Annotated in this window: 14 protein-coding genes and 1 tRNA gene; 10 read left to right on the top strand and 5 right to left on the bottom strand. The window is 46.7% G+C overall.

All coding sequences use genetic code 11. From position 1 onward, the window contains the following. Positions 1–12 precede the first annotated feature (12 nt). The 5 genes from GA0061071_RS17045 to GA0061071_RS17065 all read left to right on the top strand — a co-directional run bounded on the left by GA0061071_RS17045 (position 13) and on the right by GA0061071_RS17065 (position 6,490). A complete protein-coding gene (locus GA0061071_RS17045) occupies positions 13–2,535 on the top strand; it encodes a CS1-pili formation C-terminal domain-containing protein (protein ID WP_088236567.1) in 2,523 nt (840 codons plus the stop codon). Between the two features lie 33 nt (positions 2,536–2,568). Beyond that, positions 2,569–4,167 (top strand): fimbrial adhesin EcpD, encoded by a 1,599-nt coding sequence (ecpD, locus tag GA0061071_RS17050; RefSeq protein WP_209446742.1) that lies wholly within the window; start codon positions 2,569–2,571, stop codon positions 4,165–4,167. Beyond that, on the top strand, positions 4,157–4,834 hold the full coding sequence (locus GA0061071_RS17055; protein ID WP_088236569.1) for a fimbrial biogenesis chaperone: 678 nt from the start codon (positions 4,157–4,159) through the stop codon (positions 4,832–4,834). The genes ecpD and GA0061071_RS17055 overlap by 11 nt, the downstream gene beginning before the upstream one ends. A gap of 311 nt (positions 4,835–5,145) precedes the next feature. Beyond that, on the top strand, positions 5,146–6,015 hold the full coding sequence (locus GA0061071_RS17060) for a winged helix-turn-helix domain-containing protein (protein ID WP_088236570.1): 870 nt from the start codon (positions 5,146–5,148) through the stop codon (positions 6,013–6,015). 49 nt (positions 6,016–6,064) lie between these two features. Further along, positions 6,065–6,490 carry a hypothetical protein gene (locus GA0061071_RS17065; protein ID WP_408612877.1) on the top strand — a complete coding sequence of 142 codons (426 nt, stop codon included), beginning with the start codon at positions 6,065–6,067 and terminating at the stop codon, positions 6,488–6,490. Between the two features lie 287 nt (positions 6,491–6,777). Here GA0061071_RS17065 and GA0061071_RS17070 read toward each other — a convergent pair. Both GA0061071_RS17070 and GA0061071_RS17075 read right to left on the bottom strand, forming a co-directional pair. Next, positions 6,778–6,865, bottom strand: a tRNA-Ser gene (locus GA0061071_RS17070). A 142-nt stretch (positions 6,866–7,007) separates the two neighbouring features. Further along, positions 7,008–8,636: an ABC transporter substrate-binding protein gene (locus GA0061071_RS17075; protein ID WP_088236571.1), complete on the bottom strand. Its 1,629-nt coding sequence runs from the start codon at positions 8,634–8,636 to the stop codon at positions 7,008–7,010. A 271-nt stretch (positions 8,637–8,907) separates the two neighbouring features. On the opposite strand from GA0061071_RS17075, the gene yccA reads away from it, so the two are divergent. After that, complete coding sequence (yccA, locus tag GA0061071_RS17080; RefSeq protein ID WP_061494725.1) at positions 8,908–9,567, top strand: FtsH protease modulator YccA; 660 nt, start codon at positions 8,908–8,910, stop codon at positions 9,565–9,567. 90 nt (positions 9,568–9,657) lie between these two features. Then, positions 9,658–9,987: a sulfurtransferase TusE gene (gene tusE, locus GA0061071_RS17085; protein ID WP_088236572.1), complete on the top strand. Its 330-nt coding sequence runs from the start codon at positions 9,658–9,660 to the stop codon at positions 9,985–9,987. On the opposite strand, the gene yccX is transcribed toward tusE, so the two are convergent. Further along, complete coding sequence (gene yccX, locus GA0061071_RS17090) at positions 9,984–10,265, bottom strand: acylphosphatase (RefSeq protein WP_061494723.1); 282 nt, start codon at positions 10,263–10,265, stop codon at positions 9,984–9,986. The genes tusE and yccX overlap by 4 nt on opposite strands. A 92-nt stretch (positions 10,266–10,357) precedes the next feature. Here yccX and rlmI point away from each other — a divergent pair, with 92 nt between their 5' ends. After that, on the top strand, positions 10,358–11,548 hold the full coding sequence (gene rlmI, locus GA0061071_RS17095; RefSeq protein WP_061494722.1) for a 23S rRNA (cytosine(1962)-C(5))-methyltransferase RlmI: 1,191 nt from the start codon (positions 10,358–10,360) through the stop codon (positions 11,546–11,548). Positions 11,549–11,608: 60 nt separating this feature from the next. Further along, positions 11,609–11,926, top strand: coding sequence for a heat shock protein HspQ (gene hspQ, locus GA0061071_RS17100; protein ID WP_061494721.1), 318 nt, complete (start codon positions 11,609–11,611; stop codon positions 11,924–11,926). 26 nt (positions 11,927–11,952) lie between these two features. Here hspQ and GA0061071_RS17105 read toward each other — a convergent pair whose 3' ends face one another. Then, entirely contained in the window at positions 11,953–12,366 is a 414-nt protein-coding gene (locus GA0061071_RS17105) for a CoA-binding protein (protein ID WP_061494720.1), read from the bottom strand. Positions 12,367–12,502: 136 nt separating this feature from the next. On the opposite strand from GA0061071_RS17105, the gene mgsA reads away from it, so the two are divergent. Further along, entirely contained in the window at positions 12,503–12,961 is a 459-nt protein-coding gene (gene mgsA, locus GA0061071_RS17110) for a methylglyoxal synthase (RefSeq protein ID WP_061494719.1), read from the top strand. Between the two features lie 27 nt (positions 12,962–12,988). On the opposite strand, the gene helD is transcribed toward mgsA, so the two are convergent. Then, positions 12,989–15,043, bottom strand: a complete 2,055-nt coding sequence (gene helD, locus GA0061071_RS17115; RefSeq protein ID WP_088236573.1) for a DNA helicase IV — start codon at positions 15,041–15,043, stop codon at positions 12,989–12,991. Positions 15,044–15,088: the final 45 nt, after the last annotated feature.

Raw genomic sequence — 15,088 nt, forward strand, 5'->3', positions numbered from 1 at the left:
TCATATTTGTGTATGCTTTATAATCATCTCCAAAAAATTCTAAATACTTTAGGTATTGTGCTCTTTACTGTTTCAAACAGCACTTTTGCCGTCACATCTCATATCAGTCAAATTGGCGGCATTATCATACCAAAAGCATTTGATAGCGCATTGCGTGATGGAATGGCTATACCACTTTTCCTGCACCTGGATGGCGTGCAGAATAACCAGGACGATCAACGTATCGGGACTGTTTCTATATTACTTATCAATAATGCGATCCATGTACATCAAGTCACCCTTGAAGAGCGTGATAATAATTCATCGATAAATGAAAAAACACGTCACGAGCTATCCACACTTAAACAAACGGCATTTGACCAGAACTTTGTCATCCGGCTGAGTCAGAATGCAAGATTATACTTGAATTTCCAGCAACTCACACTACAACTTATTGTCCGTCAGCAAGCATTACAAACCCACTTACTTTCTCGCAGCGATGACATTGGTAAATCCAGCGGGGAAAACATCAGCCATACAATAAGCTATAATCTTGGCATTTATAATAACCAAATGAGAGATGGAAAGAATAATACGTCCAGTTATCTTTCGATGAATAACGTCACTGCTTTACGTGAACACCATATTGCAATTGATGGAACACTTTACGGCATCGGGACAAACAGACAACAAAAAGAAATATACAAGGCTATGTATGAACGTGACTTTGCGGGTTATCGTTTTGCGGGTGGAATGTTAGACACATGGAATATGCAATCGCTGGGTCCAATAACTGCAATCACTTCGGGGAAAATTTATGGTATTTCATGGGGAAACAATGCGAACTCAACAGTCTTCGATTCATCATATTCCACCCTGCCTGTCGTCGTGTTTCTTCCTTCAGCTGGAGAAGTTCATTTATCCCGGGATGGGAAATTACTCAGTGTACAAAACTTCGGCATGGGTAGTCATGAAGTAGATACCCGGGGATTGCCATACGGTATTTATGACATCAGTACCGAAGTAATTGTTAATGGTCAAACGGTCAGTAAAACCATCCAGCGCATAAACAAATTTTTCGCACACACCCGGGGGGCCGGTATGCCTGTTGGGTGGCAAATTTGGGGTGGGAGTATGCAGATGAATGCCTGGAGTACGGAAAATGGGGAGAAACTGCGGGCAAAAAACACGGTTCTTATGGGGTTGTCCGCAGCAGGTGGAGTTGAAAGCTTTAGTTGGATGGCCACGGGATATAACTATAACGCACTTACTATTGGCGAGGCACAACTCTCCTGGCCCATTGCCAGTTATATGACGTTAAGTATGCAAAACATGTTGTCCACCGATCGCTCCTGGAGCAGCACCAGTAGCCTGAGTGCCACACTCCCGGGGGGATTTAGTTCCGTCTGGTTCAGTCAGGATAAAGCCATTATTGGCAATAGGTTACGCCGCAATGGATCAGATAATCGGGCAATCGGTGCATCATTGAATCTGAATGCCATATGGCCCCTCCTGGGCACAATAAGCGGTAGCTATAACGACGACCGCCGCTATCGAAGTCATTACTTCACTTCTGATTATACTCAGTCGCTCTATAACGGTCAGTATGGCTCTTTAGGGATGCGTGCAGGAATACAACGGTACGAAAGCGGGTACAACGGTAATCGTATCCGTACGGAGAAATATATCGGACTTGATTTTACCCTGCCGTTGGGTGGCTGGCTTAGAACGGGTTTAACACACCAAAATGGCAGTACCATCGCTAATCTGTCCGCACAAAAATACTTTCAGGGCAGCGTTATTCGTACTGTTGGGGCGAATCTTTCTCGCGCTATATCGGGGACAAGTGAAGATAACGATACATTCAGTGGTGGAGCATGGACAAAATATGAAACCCGTTATTCATCGGGAACATTAAATATCAATAGTGGGATGGATGGATATATCAATACCAACCTGACAGCCAGTGGAAGTATCGGCTGGGTCGGAAAACATATTGCTGCAAGCGGTAATAGCGAAGGTAATGCGGGTGTAATTTTCAACACTGACGTTAATGATGAAGGAAAACTTACAGCAAGGATTAATGGCCGTACTTTTCAGTTAAGCGGTAAACAAAACTATATCCCTCTTGAGCCTTACAATCGCTACGACGTCGAAATCAATAATAGTAAAGACTCGCTAGATAGTTACGATATTGTGAGTGACAGAAAAACCGCGCTCACGCTTTATCCCGGTAATCTTGTATTGATTCGCCCATCAGTCAGGCAAATGGTTACTGTTTTCGGCCGCATGCATGCGGAAGATGGAACATTGCTTACTCATGTTCAAATCAATAATCACATTGGTAAAACAACAACCGACAGTAATGGTGAATTTATTATTGATATTGATAAAAATTATCCAGACATAGATTTTATTTACAGAAAAAATAAAAGTTGTGAAGCATCTCTGGATATCCAACACGCGCGTGGCGCAATTTGGGTTGGTGATATCGTCTGTCAGGGTTTAAAAACGTATACCGCGACCCTTTCTGCAGGGAGTGTCCATGAAGATTAGCGGGATTTATCTTATTTTTTATGCCTTAGTTGCTTGCTGGCAACCCCATGCTATCCGGCTGTGACCAAAACAGTGTGGGGAGACGCGCCAACACGTGAGTATGTATTTATCGAAAATGACACAGACGACAATTTTTTTGTGACCCCTGGGGGGGTATTGGATCCTCGCATGACCGGTTCGAATCGTTGGACTGGCTTAAAGTATTCAGGTTCGGGGACGAAATACCAGGAGAGTCTTGGATATATCGATAATGGCTATAACACACTGCTGCTAGGGAACTGGAGATTTGATATGTGGTTAGAGAATAGCCCCGTCTCACAGCCACTCCGAGGGTTACGTTGTATTAACTGGTATTCAGGTTGCGATATGAATACGAGTATGATTCCGCCTCAAGCCACCGATGCTAAAGGATTTTATGGTGTTATCGTACCGACTGGCGATGCAAAATGGATGCATGGAATGATGTCCGATCAGTTTTACCAATATCTCAATGCCACTCCGGTTGGTAGTAATTTTACCATGACAATAAATACCTGCCAGACCCGGGAGAGTTATAACGCGATTGCTGGTCAACGCTGCCGATATATGGGGTCCGGCTATTGGTACGTGCGAAAAGTATCCTATACCAAAGCAGCGCATTTGAAGTTATACAATACAAACGCGTTATCAGAGGTTTTTATAGACAGTGATGGCCGACCAACGTTAGGAGAAGGCAACTCCGAATGTAATATTCAGGTCCTTGGGGGAAATACAGGGGTAACATGCAAAATGATGAGTTACACCCTCAATCACAATGGTCTTAATAATAGTTCAATTCGTATTTTCCCGGCCATCAACCATCCTACGCTGGCAGCAGCAATCAAATCCGGAGACATGCAATTTAGTATTGATGGAAGATCCTGGAAAAATGTTAGTGGTATAACCAATTATTATTCATTTAATGACATGAAAGGTAGAGATTCTCTCTATATCTTTTTATCGGGTAATTTTTTCAAAACGATGGTTAATCTGGGAATAAGCGATACTAACACACATGACTTATTCAATTTTCGGGTTCAGAACATCACGGCCCCAGAGTCAGGTTGGTATGAATTTTCGCCTTCTGCGCAAATGGTTATTAAACCTCGCGACTTCAGTGTTAGCATTATATCTAAAGATTATATGATTAATCCCCATCGTACCGGAGCGGTAGGAAGAGCTAAACCTGCCCTTGATTTTGATTATATTGTTACAACCAACGGTAAAACAGCAGCGGATGAAGTCATGGTACAAATAACCGGCCCAACGCAAAATATTAATGGCCGTCCGTGGTGCATTTTTAGTTCCGATGATGGCCTTATGCATGTGCCTTTCCCTGCTTCACTGATCTTTACAACAAAAGGAGGGGTCGATAAAACTTATGATGTAGGTTGTGACGGTCAATGGCGAGATATAACTGATGCTCTGTGGATTACAACTCCCTGGACAGACACAACTGGGGTGTCAGGTGTTATGAATAAATCAAATGTAAAGTTTTCCATAGCCATGGATTCCCCAGAATCGTTAAACACGGTAAACCAAACGGGGTGGTATGGTGATGTCAGTGCATCCGGTGAAATTCGAATAAAGGCAACGTGGAAAAATGTTCCTTAAAATCAGACAACTTATAGGTATTGCGGTCGCACTCTCTATAAGCACCTATTCCCAGGCTATTTATGTCGGTAGTCTGACCTTTTCAATGCCCCCCGCAAGCAGGATGGTGACTAAGTATGTTATAAATAATAATAAAGCGACGCGTCTTTATCGTGTAGCTGCTGTACCCATAGATACCCCGGGGCCGCATGAAAATAAAATTCAGCCAGTAGACGGACAACTGCTATTCTCTCCTCGACAAATAACACTGCAACCCGGCGAAGGAGATTTTTTTAAATTTTTTTTCAATGGTCCTAAAGATAATACCGAGCGTTACTATCGTATTGCATTTGAGGAAATCCCCTTACAAAACCGGACAAATTTCAGTAACAACAATGGGAACGTCAGTATAATACCTGTCATTGTAATCGATACAATTTTGGTCGTTCGTCCCCGCAACGTTGATTTCAGATGGGTATATGATCGACAGGCTGGTTTGTTTAAAAATAGTGGTAACACCTGGTTCAGGTTACTCATAAAACCAAATTGTGAAGCGACAGAGGATGAGAGTGATACGTGGTATATGCGTCCCGGAGATGTTCTTCAGAAGAAGCGGCTCGAAACCTCAGCAAATATATTCATTATTTATGACGATCGTTTTATAAAGGTCACAGACGTATGTAAATAATTAACGCTGTAAAAGTAATTTTGTATAATACCCATCAATGAATAGGCATTACGAATTCATTTTTTATATATGTATTAACCTATCTATTTTCATGCATCGATTTCTGCCCTCAAGGAAGAACGCTTGCTTACTTATATAAAAGCCTGGTTTTACACGGTGTTAAGTATTTGTGTTATGCTACACAAATCATTGTAAAAAAGAATGGTAAACATTCCATTGATATGATGAAATAAATAGAGCCAACGCTTTTAATCAGAGAAGATGTAATTCTAAAAAGGGACATCGCCACCGGCTGTGGCGTATATAGATATATGTATTGGATTATCAACGATAATATTGAATTCCGACCGGATGCAAAAAAGCTGACATCAGCCTGCAATCCAGAGATGAACGTAACATTGACAACGCCTGCCAGCCGCTGTCTCTTACTCCTTTTGGAAGCTTCTCCGGAGATAGTACTCCAGCAGGACTTCTTCAAAAAGGTTTGGGAAGAGGAAGGTATGCTCGTACCAACAAATACTCTTTACCAGAATATTTCTATTGTTCGTCGAGGATTGCGCGCCGTAGGAGAAACGGATAGAAGATTAATTGCGACCATCCCCAGAAAAGGTTTTCAGATAGACGGAAGCGTTAAAATAGCCAAACGGTCTGACGCGGAAAATATTACAATAAACCATAATAACATAGATGACATTCCTTCTGCGCGAAGTGATGAGGTCAATATCCCCGCGAATCTACATGATGGGGAGTTGGATCTCCAAGAGAATGGCCCTGGTGTAATTCATAAAAGATCATTCCTAAAAAAAATAGCATTCGCCCATCGCTATAAGCTGCCAATTATTGTAATGCTTATTTCTTTTTCTATAGGTCTATTTATAAACAGCGTTGCAAAACATTTAAGCGGTGGTACTGGCTTACTTAATTCTTACTCATTAATGGAAAAAGATAACGGATGCAGTTTCTATACTAAAGACGACCCATTAGACGGTAGCAGTAACTATCAGAAATATAAGTCACTGATATTAGAGTCAGGTTTAAATTGCAAGAATTACCCTTGGGTATATTTTCCCATGTCCAAAACATCGCCCACGTTAACTGCATTGATTTGCAAAAATAACATTTTAACGACATCGGGACCTGAATGCGTTTCACTTTATTTCCGAGGAATCAATAGTGACTAGAAAGAAAATAATTTTCTTTTCCTTTTTTTTCTTTGTCGTCGGTGTAGCCGTGGACTATTTTTATCAATTTTTAATATCGCGACACTATAATGAGGAAAAATGTACTGCCTCCCTCGTGGTTTTTTATGAGGATACTCACGCTAATCTGACATTAGATTTTATGTATAATCTGAAAGAACATCGAGGTGTGGTAGCTGTTAGTGGCAATTATATAAAAAACAATCACCCTGCGGGAAATATACGCAGAGATGTTTCTTATACATGGACAGAAAACAGAGATACCTACAACTTCACATCGACTATGGTAAACAAAGTTAAAAATGTTGAAACCTTATCCGATGACATCATTGCCCTGGTCATGCCTGATTTTTATGTCTACCCACAAAAATATATTAATTATTTTATTCAAAATCAAGGTGATAGTGGTTTTCTATTTGCAATCGGCAAACGACCTTTATTTTTTTGTGCACGCTGAATTAACAATGAAGAATAGCTAATATGATATTTTTCAGCCTTCATGCTTAGGAAATATCATTATACTGTCATACGATAATTGACGACATCAGATTGCCAGTGAGGTTAAGGTAACGCACAACGATATGCGCGATCGAAACGGCCAGAATTTCTGAAATACATATGAAGCAACTGGAGTAATGCTGGGATACTGATGCCAGGATCAGGCTGCAGGCCAGATAAACATCCCTCGCCCATCACCTTAGAAAAAAACAAAGGGGTTACCTTTCGGTAACCCCTTGTTTAATCTGGCGGAAGCGCAGAGATTCGAACTCTGGAACCCTTTCGGGTCGCCGGTTTTCAAGACCGGTGCCTTCAACCGCTCGGCCACACTTCCGGAATGAGGCGCACTATAAACACCCTCGCGTCTTCTGTAAAGCCTGAGAATGTTTATTTGCCTGAAAAAACATCAAAAACGTGTTGTTCGCCTGAAAAATCAACACAATGACCATTTATTCAGCGAGCAAGAGGCAAAACAATCAGTGTTTCTTAATATACATGTCCTTTGTCAGGTAGTACCCCAGGCTATCAGGTGCGAATCCCCCCACCCAAGGTTTCACCAAATGGGTACGAACATAATGGTAAACCGGTATCGCTGGCACATCCTGTCCCAGGATATCTTCCGCCTGCTGATAATACTTACCCCGCTCGGTGATATCTTTGGCCTTCGCCGCGTTACGCAAAGCAGTGTCGTAAGCCGGATTACTGTACTGGCTGGTATTTTCACTATCTCCTGTGCGGAAATTGTTCAAAAACGTTGCGGCATCGTCATAATCAGCGATCCATGCATAGCGAACAGCATCAAAGTTACCGTTGTGCATGGTATCCAGCATGGTCTTCCACTCCTGGTTCTGCAATTTAGCCTCAACCCCCAGATTTTTCTTCCACATTGAGCTGGCTGCGATAGCGATGCGCTGGTGCGTCTCCATGGTGTTATAAAGCAAATTAAAACTCAGCGGATGGGTATCATTGAAACCCGCCTCATTGAGCAGTTTTTTTGCTTCGACAAGACGTTTCTCGCGGGGCCATGATGCATATTCAGGTGAAGCTATCTTTACCCCACCAATTTCCGGTTGGCTAATCACCCATGCAGGACGCTGTCCCTGGGCCATGACCTTATCAGCAATAATATCCTTATCCAGCGCCATATTAAGCGCCCGCCGCACACGTGGATCGTTAAATGGCGGTTTGGTGGTATTGAATTCGTAATAATAAGTAGCCAGTTGCGGGTCCACATTGACCTGATCGCCCAGCGTTTTCTGTAATTGTGCAAACTGATTCACAGGGATGGTATAGGTGATATCAATTTCACCGGCTTTAAATCGGTTAACGTCGGCGGTTTCCGAATTGATCGGCAGATATGTCACCTTATTGATTATTGTCTCTTTATCATTCCAGTAGCGCTTATTTCGCTCAGCAATAATACGCTCATTCACTACCCATTCCGTCACTTTATAAGCACCGCTGGTGACTATATGCTCCGGCTTTGTCCACTTCTCGCCGAACCGGCTAATTAACACTTTATCTACTGGCACCAGTGAAGGATGTGCCAGCATTGGCAGGAAAGAGGCCGTCGGTTGCGTCAACGTCACCTCAAGCGTCGAGTCATCCAACGCCTTCACACCCAACGTATCCGGGGCTTTCGTGCCCTTCGCAATATCCGTCGCGTTGACGATATGCATATTGCCAGGATAACTGGCATAGGGGGACGCAGTCTTTGGATCAACCAGTCGCTGCCAGCTCCAGACCACATCTTTTGCCGTGATTGCCGTACCGTCTGACCAGGTAATACCCGGACGTAAATGGAAAACCCAGACCGTGTTGTCCTTGTTTTCCCATTTTTCAGCCAGGCGCGGTTCAATGGTTCCATCCTTTCTGACCGCTACCAGCCCGTCAAAGAGATCGCTGATGATATTAAATTCGACATCGCTTTCGACTTTATGCGGATCCAGTGACGCTGGCTCACTGCCATTGTTACGTACCAGCTCCTGTTTTTCTGCGAGCGCGGTTCCCGCCGGCACCGTCGCAGCAAACGCGCCTGAACATACGCTCAGGATGCCGACAGTCAATAAAGAAAGTGCAGTATGAATACGTGTTTGAGGTTTCATGTCCTTTGCCCTTGATCATTAATATTATGACGATGCAAATACACTCTTAGCGCTCAAATGATTACAGGGCAATATTTTTCAGTGACATATAAGACACCAATATGGATTTGCATCACATTTGCTTGTTCCAACAACAGAGCGTGCATTTTTGCCTACAAGTTGCGCTAAAACAGACTTGCTTTATGAGTAAAGATGGGTAAAACAACTTTGTCAGGGAGCAAGTCTTTTCTAGACTCCACACTTAATTACATCTGTCATAAGAGAGTGACTCATGGATCGTATTATTACTTCATCGCGTGACCGCACATCCCTGTTAAGCACCCACAAGGTTTTGCGCAACACCTACTTTCTGTTAAGCCTTACGCTGGCGTTTTCTGCAATCACAGCGACCGCAAGTACAGTCTTAATGCTGCCCGCGCCGGGGCTTATCCTGACGCTGGTCGGTATGTACGGTCTGATGTTTCTGACCTATAAACTGGCAAACAAACCGACGGGTATTCTGGCCGCTTTCGCGTTTACCGGCTTCCTCGGTTATATCCTTGGTCCAATGCTGAACGCTTACCTCTCTGCGGGTATGGGTGATGTGATTGCTCTGGCGCTGGGCGGTACTGCGCTGGTCTTCTTCTGCTGCTCTGCATATGTACTGACCACGCGCAAAGATATGTCATTCCTTGGCGGCATGCTGATGGCTGGTGTGGTTGTTGTGCTGATCGGTATGGTAGCTAACATCTTCCTGCAGCTTCCGGCGTTACACCTGGCAATTAGCGCAGTGTTCATTCTTATTTCTAGTGGCGCGATTCTATTTGAAACCAGCAACATCATTCACGGGGGGGAAACGAATTATATCCGCGCCACCGTGAGCCTGTATGTGTCGCTGTACAACATCTTTGTCAGCCTGTTGAGTATTCTCGGTTTTGCCAGCAGGGACTGACCTTGATACTGCTCTTCCTATAGCCCCGCTTATGCGGGGCTTTGTTTTTTGCTACACTCCCGCCGTTGTTGACTGACGTTGTGAAAAACTATGTTGATCTTTGAAGGTAATGAAATAGAGACCGATAGCGAAGGCTATCTAAAAGAGAGCGCACGCTGGAGCGAAGCGCTGGCGCTGGTGATCGCGGAAAAAGAAAATATCGCCCTCACCGCTGAGCACTGGGAAGTGGTGCGTTTTGTGCGTGAGTTTTACCTGGAGTTCAATACGTCTCCCGCCATTCGCATGCTGGTTAAAGCGATGGCGAATAAATATGGCGAAGAGAAAGGTAATAGCCGCTATCTGTACCGCCTGTTCCCGAAAGGACCGGCAAAGCAGGCGACAAAAATCGCCGGCCTGCCAAAGCCCGTGAAGTGCATTTAATAGCGAATGTCGAAACGGGTCCATTCTTTACCGGGTTGATACGGTTCAGTAAGAACCCTGTCGACCCGGGCGCTGCGCGGCCCGCCTGCTTTTAGCCATTCAATCAGTTTGTTGACCCCTTCAGCTTCACCACAGGCCAGCACTTCTACGCTGCCATCATCAAGATTACGCGCATACCCCGTCAAGCCCAGTCGCTGAGCTTCATGCTGCGTGCTGTAACGAAACCCAACTCCCTGCACCATTCCGTGTATCCAGGCGATTGTGCATACATGTGCCATCTTCGTCCTCCTTTCGGTGCTGGCGCGTTGCATTTAAACGGCGAACCCGTGACAATAGCGCCCATTTTCTTCAGTTTACAGAATAGCCGACTATGAGTGTACGTTTAGTGTTAGCCAAAGGGCGCGAGAAATCACTGTTGCGCCGCCATCCCTGGGTTTTCTCCGGCGCAGTCGCGCGCATGGAAGGTAAAGCCAGCCTCGGAGAAACCGTCGATATTGTCGATCATCAGGGTAAATGGCTGGCGCGAGGCGCATTATCGCCCTCATCACAAATACGTGCCCGCGTCTGGACGTTTGATAAAAACGAAACGATTGATATTGCTTTCTTTACCCGCCGCCTGCAACGTGCACAGCAGTGGCGCGACTGGGTGGCGCAGCGCGACGGCCTCGACAGCTATCGTCTCATTGCGGGCGAATCCGATGGCCTGCCCGGTGTGACCATCGATCGCTTTGGCAATTTTTTGGTTCTGCAGTTGCTGAGCGCAGGGGCGGAGTATCAGCGCCCTGCTCTGCTCTCCGCGCTGCAAATGCTCTATCCGCATTGCGCCATTTATGATCGCAGCGATGTTGCAGTACGTAAGAAAGAGGGGCTGGAACTCACCCAAGGGCCGGTTCTGGGCGAACTGCCGCCCGCTCTGCTGCCTATTGAAGAAAACGGCATGAAGCTATATGTCGATATTCAGGGCGGACATAAAACCGGCTACTACCTCGATCAACGTGATAGCCGTCTGGCTACCCGCCGTTATGTGGCAGATAAGCGCGTCCTTAACTGCTTCTCCTACACCGGAGGGTTCGCAGTTTCAGCGTTAATGGGAGGGTGCAGCCAGGTAGTCAGCGTTGACACCTCACAGGAAGCCCTTGATGTTGCAAAACAAAACGTGACGCTGAACAAACTTGATCTCAGCAAAGCGGAATTTGTGCGCGATGACGTATTTAAACTGCTGCGTAAGTACCGCGATCAAGGGGAAACCTTTGATGTTATTGTGATGGATCCGCCCAAATTTGTTGAAAATAAAAGCCAGCTTATGGGTGCATGCCGGGGCTATAAAGACATCAATATGCTGGCGATCCAGCTACTGAATCCCGGCGGGATACTGCTGACATTCTCCTGTTCAGGTTTGATGACCACAGATTTATTTCAGAAAATCATCGCCGATGCCGCAATAGATGCTGGTCGTGATGTACAATTTATAGAGCAGTTCCGTCAGGCCGCCGATCATCCGGTGATCGCTACCTACCCGGAAGGGCTGTATCTGAAAGGGTTTGCCTGTCGCGTCATGTAACTTGAATTTTGGAACCTCGCCCGCATATACAAGGGTATGTAGGGTTCCCGGGAGGTGACAATGATTGCCAGCAAATTCGGTATTGGCCAGCAGGTTCGCCACTCTCTGTTGGGCTATCTTGGCGTAGTGGTCGATATCGACCCCGAATATTCTCTTGATGAGCCATCCGCCGATGAGCTTGCGGTGAATGATGAGTTGCGTGTACTGCCCTGGTATCATGTGGTGATGGAAGACGATGATGGTCAGCCTGTGCATACTTATCTGGCCGAGGCTCAGCTCACCAGCGAAGTGACCGATGAACATCCGGAACAGCCTTCAATGGATGAGCTGGCACGCACGATCCGTAAGCAACTTCAGGCGCCTCGCCTGCGTAACTGATAACACCCCGCCTGCGCGGGGTGTTTTTATTTGGCAAGGCCGAGTCGTGGTATTTCGATGGCCGGGCAGCGATCCATTACCACACTTAAGCCCGCTTCGCGAGCCAGTACAGCGGCTTGTTCATTTATAACGCCCAATTGCATCCACAACGTTTTGGCTCCTACAGCGATAGCATCCTGTGCGACTTCCCATGCGGCCTCAGAGTTACGGAAAACATCCACCATATCAATTTTTTCCGGTACATCTGCCAACGTTGCATACCCTTTCTGACCTAATAGCGTACTGCCAGCTACTTTTGGCGACACGGGGATCACGTGATACCCCTGATCCAACAGATACTTCATCACGCGGTAGCTCGGACGATCGGGCTTGTCGCTCGCCCCTACCAACGCAATGGTCTGAGTTGATTGTAGAATATCGGCAATATCGGTTTCTTTCATGGTTTCCTCCGGGCGATTTCACAAAGTGTAAATCAAACTGGCGAACTCAACCATTTTCATATTTTTTTAGCGGCTTCTCTTGAAGCATCAGGCGCTTCCAGTAATCTGTAGCAAAAATCACTGACGGAAATGGATTATGGAATTAACGACTCGCACCCTACCCGTGCGTAAGCATATTGCGCTCGTTGCACACGATCACTGCAAACAGATGTTGATGAAATGGGTAGAAAGACATCAACCCGTGTTAGCCAACCACCAGCTATATGCAACAGGCACCACCGGTAATTTGATCCAGCGCGCAACAGGACTGGACGTCAATGCCATGCTGAGCGGCCCAATGGGCGGCGATCAACAGGTTGGCGCACTGATTTCCGAAGGGAAAATCGACGTCCTGATTTTCTTCTGGGATCCGCTCAACGCCGTGCCACACGACCCCGATGTCAAAGCGCTGCTGCGCCTCGCAACGGTATGGAATATTCCGGTGGCAACCAACTTATCTACTGCTGACTTTATTATTGAGTCCCCACAATTCAATACCAGTGTGGATATTCTGATCCCGGATTATCAACGCTATCTTTCCGAACGGCTGAAGTAAAAGCAGGCGGCATATCGCCGCCTACTGTCAGGGTTTTCTCGCCTGCGGCACATCCAGGGATTTAAGGATGTCGACAAACCTCGATGGGTTCTCTTTATCAAATAACAACCAGACGCGCTTACGCGCGCGGGTCAACGCCACATATAACAATCTGCGCTCCTCTGCATCAGGGAAATCCTCGGGTTGCGGCAGCAGCGCCTGCTCCATAATTGACTCTCGAGCCGGAGCGGGAAAACCGTCCTGCCCATCCTGCAACCCCAGGACTATTACATAATCTGCCTGCTGGCCCTTGCTGGCATGAATTGTCATAAAATCGATCTGCAATTTCGGCCAACGCGTCGCCGCCTTGTCCAGACTCTCGGGTTTACCGTGGTGATAACGGGCCAGGAGCAGAATACGATCTTCCGGCGTGGCATAACCGCTGAGCTTGTCCAGCAAGGCATCCAACTGGTCTTGCGCCAGTAGCGTAACAGCATGCTTATCTCCAGCCGTCAGGCTGTTCAGTGGTTTTGCGAGTTGCCACGGGTTTTGCTGAATGAAGCGATTAGCAACGTCGCCAATGCGCGTATTGAAACGGTATGTGGTGTCGAGTGCGCAAAGATCGCCCTCACCAAAATAATCATGGAATGCCGTCGTCAGTGAGAGCTGTGCGCCACTGAAACGGTAAATCGCCTGCCAGTCATCCCCGACGGCAAAGAGTGTGGTCTGGGAATTCTGCTTACGCAGTGCTGCCAGTAACGCCGCACGTTGCGGCGAAATATCCTGGAACTCATCCACCAGAATATGTTTCCAGGGACTAATAAATTTTCCTTTATCCAGCACATGTATCGCCTGGTGGATCAGCCCGGAAAAATCGACAGCATTCTCCTCTTTTAACGCTGTTTTCCAGGCTTTCAACAACGGAGCCATCAGTTTGATACGCTTGCTAAATAGATCCCGAACCTCTTCCGGTGCGCTGGCAATCATCTCCGACTGGGTGCCCCCCTGCATACGCATTAAGCCAATCCAGCGATCCAGACGGGGAGCAATGCGCCGCTGCAACGCAGCATTTTCCCAGAAATTACCCTCCGGGACGTTCCACTCCATCTCCTCTTCCAGCCATTGCCGCCATCCTTTTGCTTGTGCTTTCTTTTCACTGCATTGGGAACACCAGGCTTCAGTCAGGAGCGCCAGCCTCGCCGGTGTATCACTTTCGAGTTCACTGACTTGCGGCACTTTTTTGCTCCCTTGCTGGATAATATGCAGCGCCAGCGCATGGAAAGTCCGGGCAGTGATCTCCTCGGTATACAGCCGCTCACGAATACGGTCATCCATTTCCTGGGCCGCCTGACGACCAAAAGCCAGCAACAGGATCTGCTCAGGCGCGGCCTCACCCCGCGCTAACAACCAGCCAGCCCTTGCCACCAGCACCGAGGTTTTACCGCTTCCCGCGCCGGCAAGCACCAGCAATGCGTGTTCCCCGTTAACTACGGCGCGTGCCTGCGCCGGATTCAGCGGCGAGGTTTCAACCTGTTCAAAAAAGGCTGCATATTCCGTCAACATAGCGTCGGTATAGGCTTGATTATGCTGTGTACGGCGTCCCTCAATGTCATTAAGCCATGCCTGACACTGCTGCCAAAGCTCACGGCAATTATCAAACTCATGTAGACGGCTGGTAGGCACGGGCAATGCTGTAAATGCCTGCTGCAACTGTTGTTGGAGGCCGCTAATTTGCTTGCGCGTCAGCCATTTTTTTTGCTCTATGCGCCCGGCAATCAGTGCCAATTGCTCAGATAACACACCTGCTGCAACCTCGCTCATCTCCTTGCTCCAGTTATTCCAGCGCTCATTCAGGTGGTGATAAAAACGCTGGGTTTCGCTCCACTCGGTACCATGGAGACGCACAACTTTCTTGTCAGCAAGCAAAAACTCCATCTCTCCCCATACCAGCCCACGTTTGCATTCGATTGCCAATAGCTGATTGAAAGGAATAAGGTATTCATGTCGATCGCCTGCGACTTTCACGCCAGCGTTAAGGATCACCGCACGATCATAAGGGTGCTGCGCCAGACGTTTTCCCAGGGAGGTCGCTTTCAGTTCCATGTCTTATTGTTCTCAGCTTGTGACAATAATTGCCAGTTTACCTGC

It is taken from the genome of Kosakonia oryzendophytica (assembly GCF_900094925.1).
Taxonomy (GTDB): Bacteria; Pseudomonadota; Gammaproteobacteria; order Enterobacterales; family Enterobacteriaceae; genus Kosakonia; species Kosakonia oryzendophytica.

Bases quoted from the DNA above. Each gene is read 5' to 3' on its own strand.
- helD (WP_088236573.1), bottom strand. From the start codon at position 15,043: ATGGAACTGAAAGCGACCTCCCTGGGAAAACGTCTGGCGCAGCACCCT.
- mgsA (WP_061494719.1), top strand. From the start codon at position 12,503: ATGGAATTAACGACTCGCACCCTACCCGTGCGTAAGCATATTGCGCTC.
- yccA (WP_061494725.1), top strand. From the start codon at position 8,908: ATGGATCGTATTATTACTTCATCGCGTGACCGCACATCCCTGTTAAGC.
- GA0061071_RS17075 (WP_088236571.1), bottom strand. From the start codon at position 8,636: ATGAAACCTCAAACACGTATTCATACTGCACTTTCTTTATTGACTGTC.
- GA0061071_RS17055 (WP_088236569.1), top strand. From the start codon at position 4,157: ATGTTCCTTAAAATCAGACAACTTATAGGTATTGCGGTCGCACTCTCT.
- yccX (WP_061494723.1), bottom strand. From the start codon at position 10,265: ATGGCACATGTATGCACAATCGCCTGGATACACGGAATGGTGCAGGGA.
- GA0061071_RS17045 (WP_088236567.1), top strand. From the start codon at position 13: ATGCTTTATAATCATCTCCAAAAAATTCTAAATACTTTAGGTATTGTG.
- tusE (WP_088236572.1), top strand. From the start codon at position 9,658: ATGTTGATCTTTGAAGGTAATGAAATAGAGACCGATAGCGAAGGCTAT.
- hspQ (WP_061494721.1), top strand. From the start codon at position 11,609: ATGATTGCCAGCAAATTCGGTATTGGCCAGCAGGTTCGCCACTCTCTG.
- GA0061071_RS17105 (WP_061494720.1), bottom strand. From the start codon at position 12,366: ATGAAAGAAACCGATATTGCCGATATTCTACAATCAACTCAGACCATT.
- rlmI (WP_061494722.1), top strand. From the start codon at position 10,358: ATGAGTGTACGTTTAGTGTTAGCCAAAGGGCGCGAGAAATCACTGTTG.
- GA0061071_RS17060 (WP_088236570.1), top strand. From the start codon at position 5,146: ATGTATTGGATTATCAACGATAATATTGAATTCCGACCGGATGCAAAA.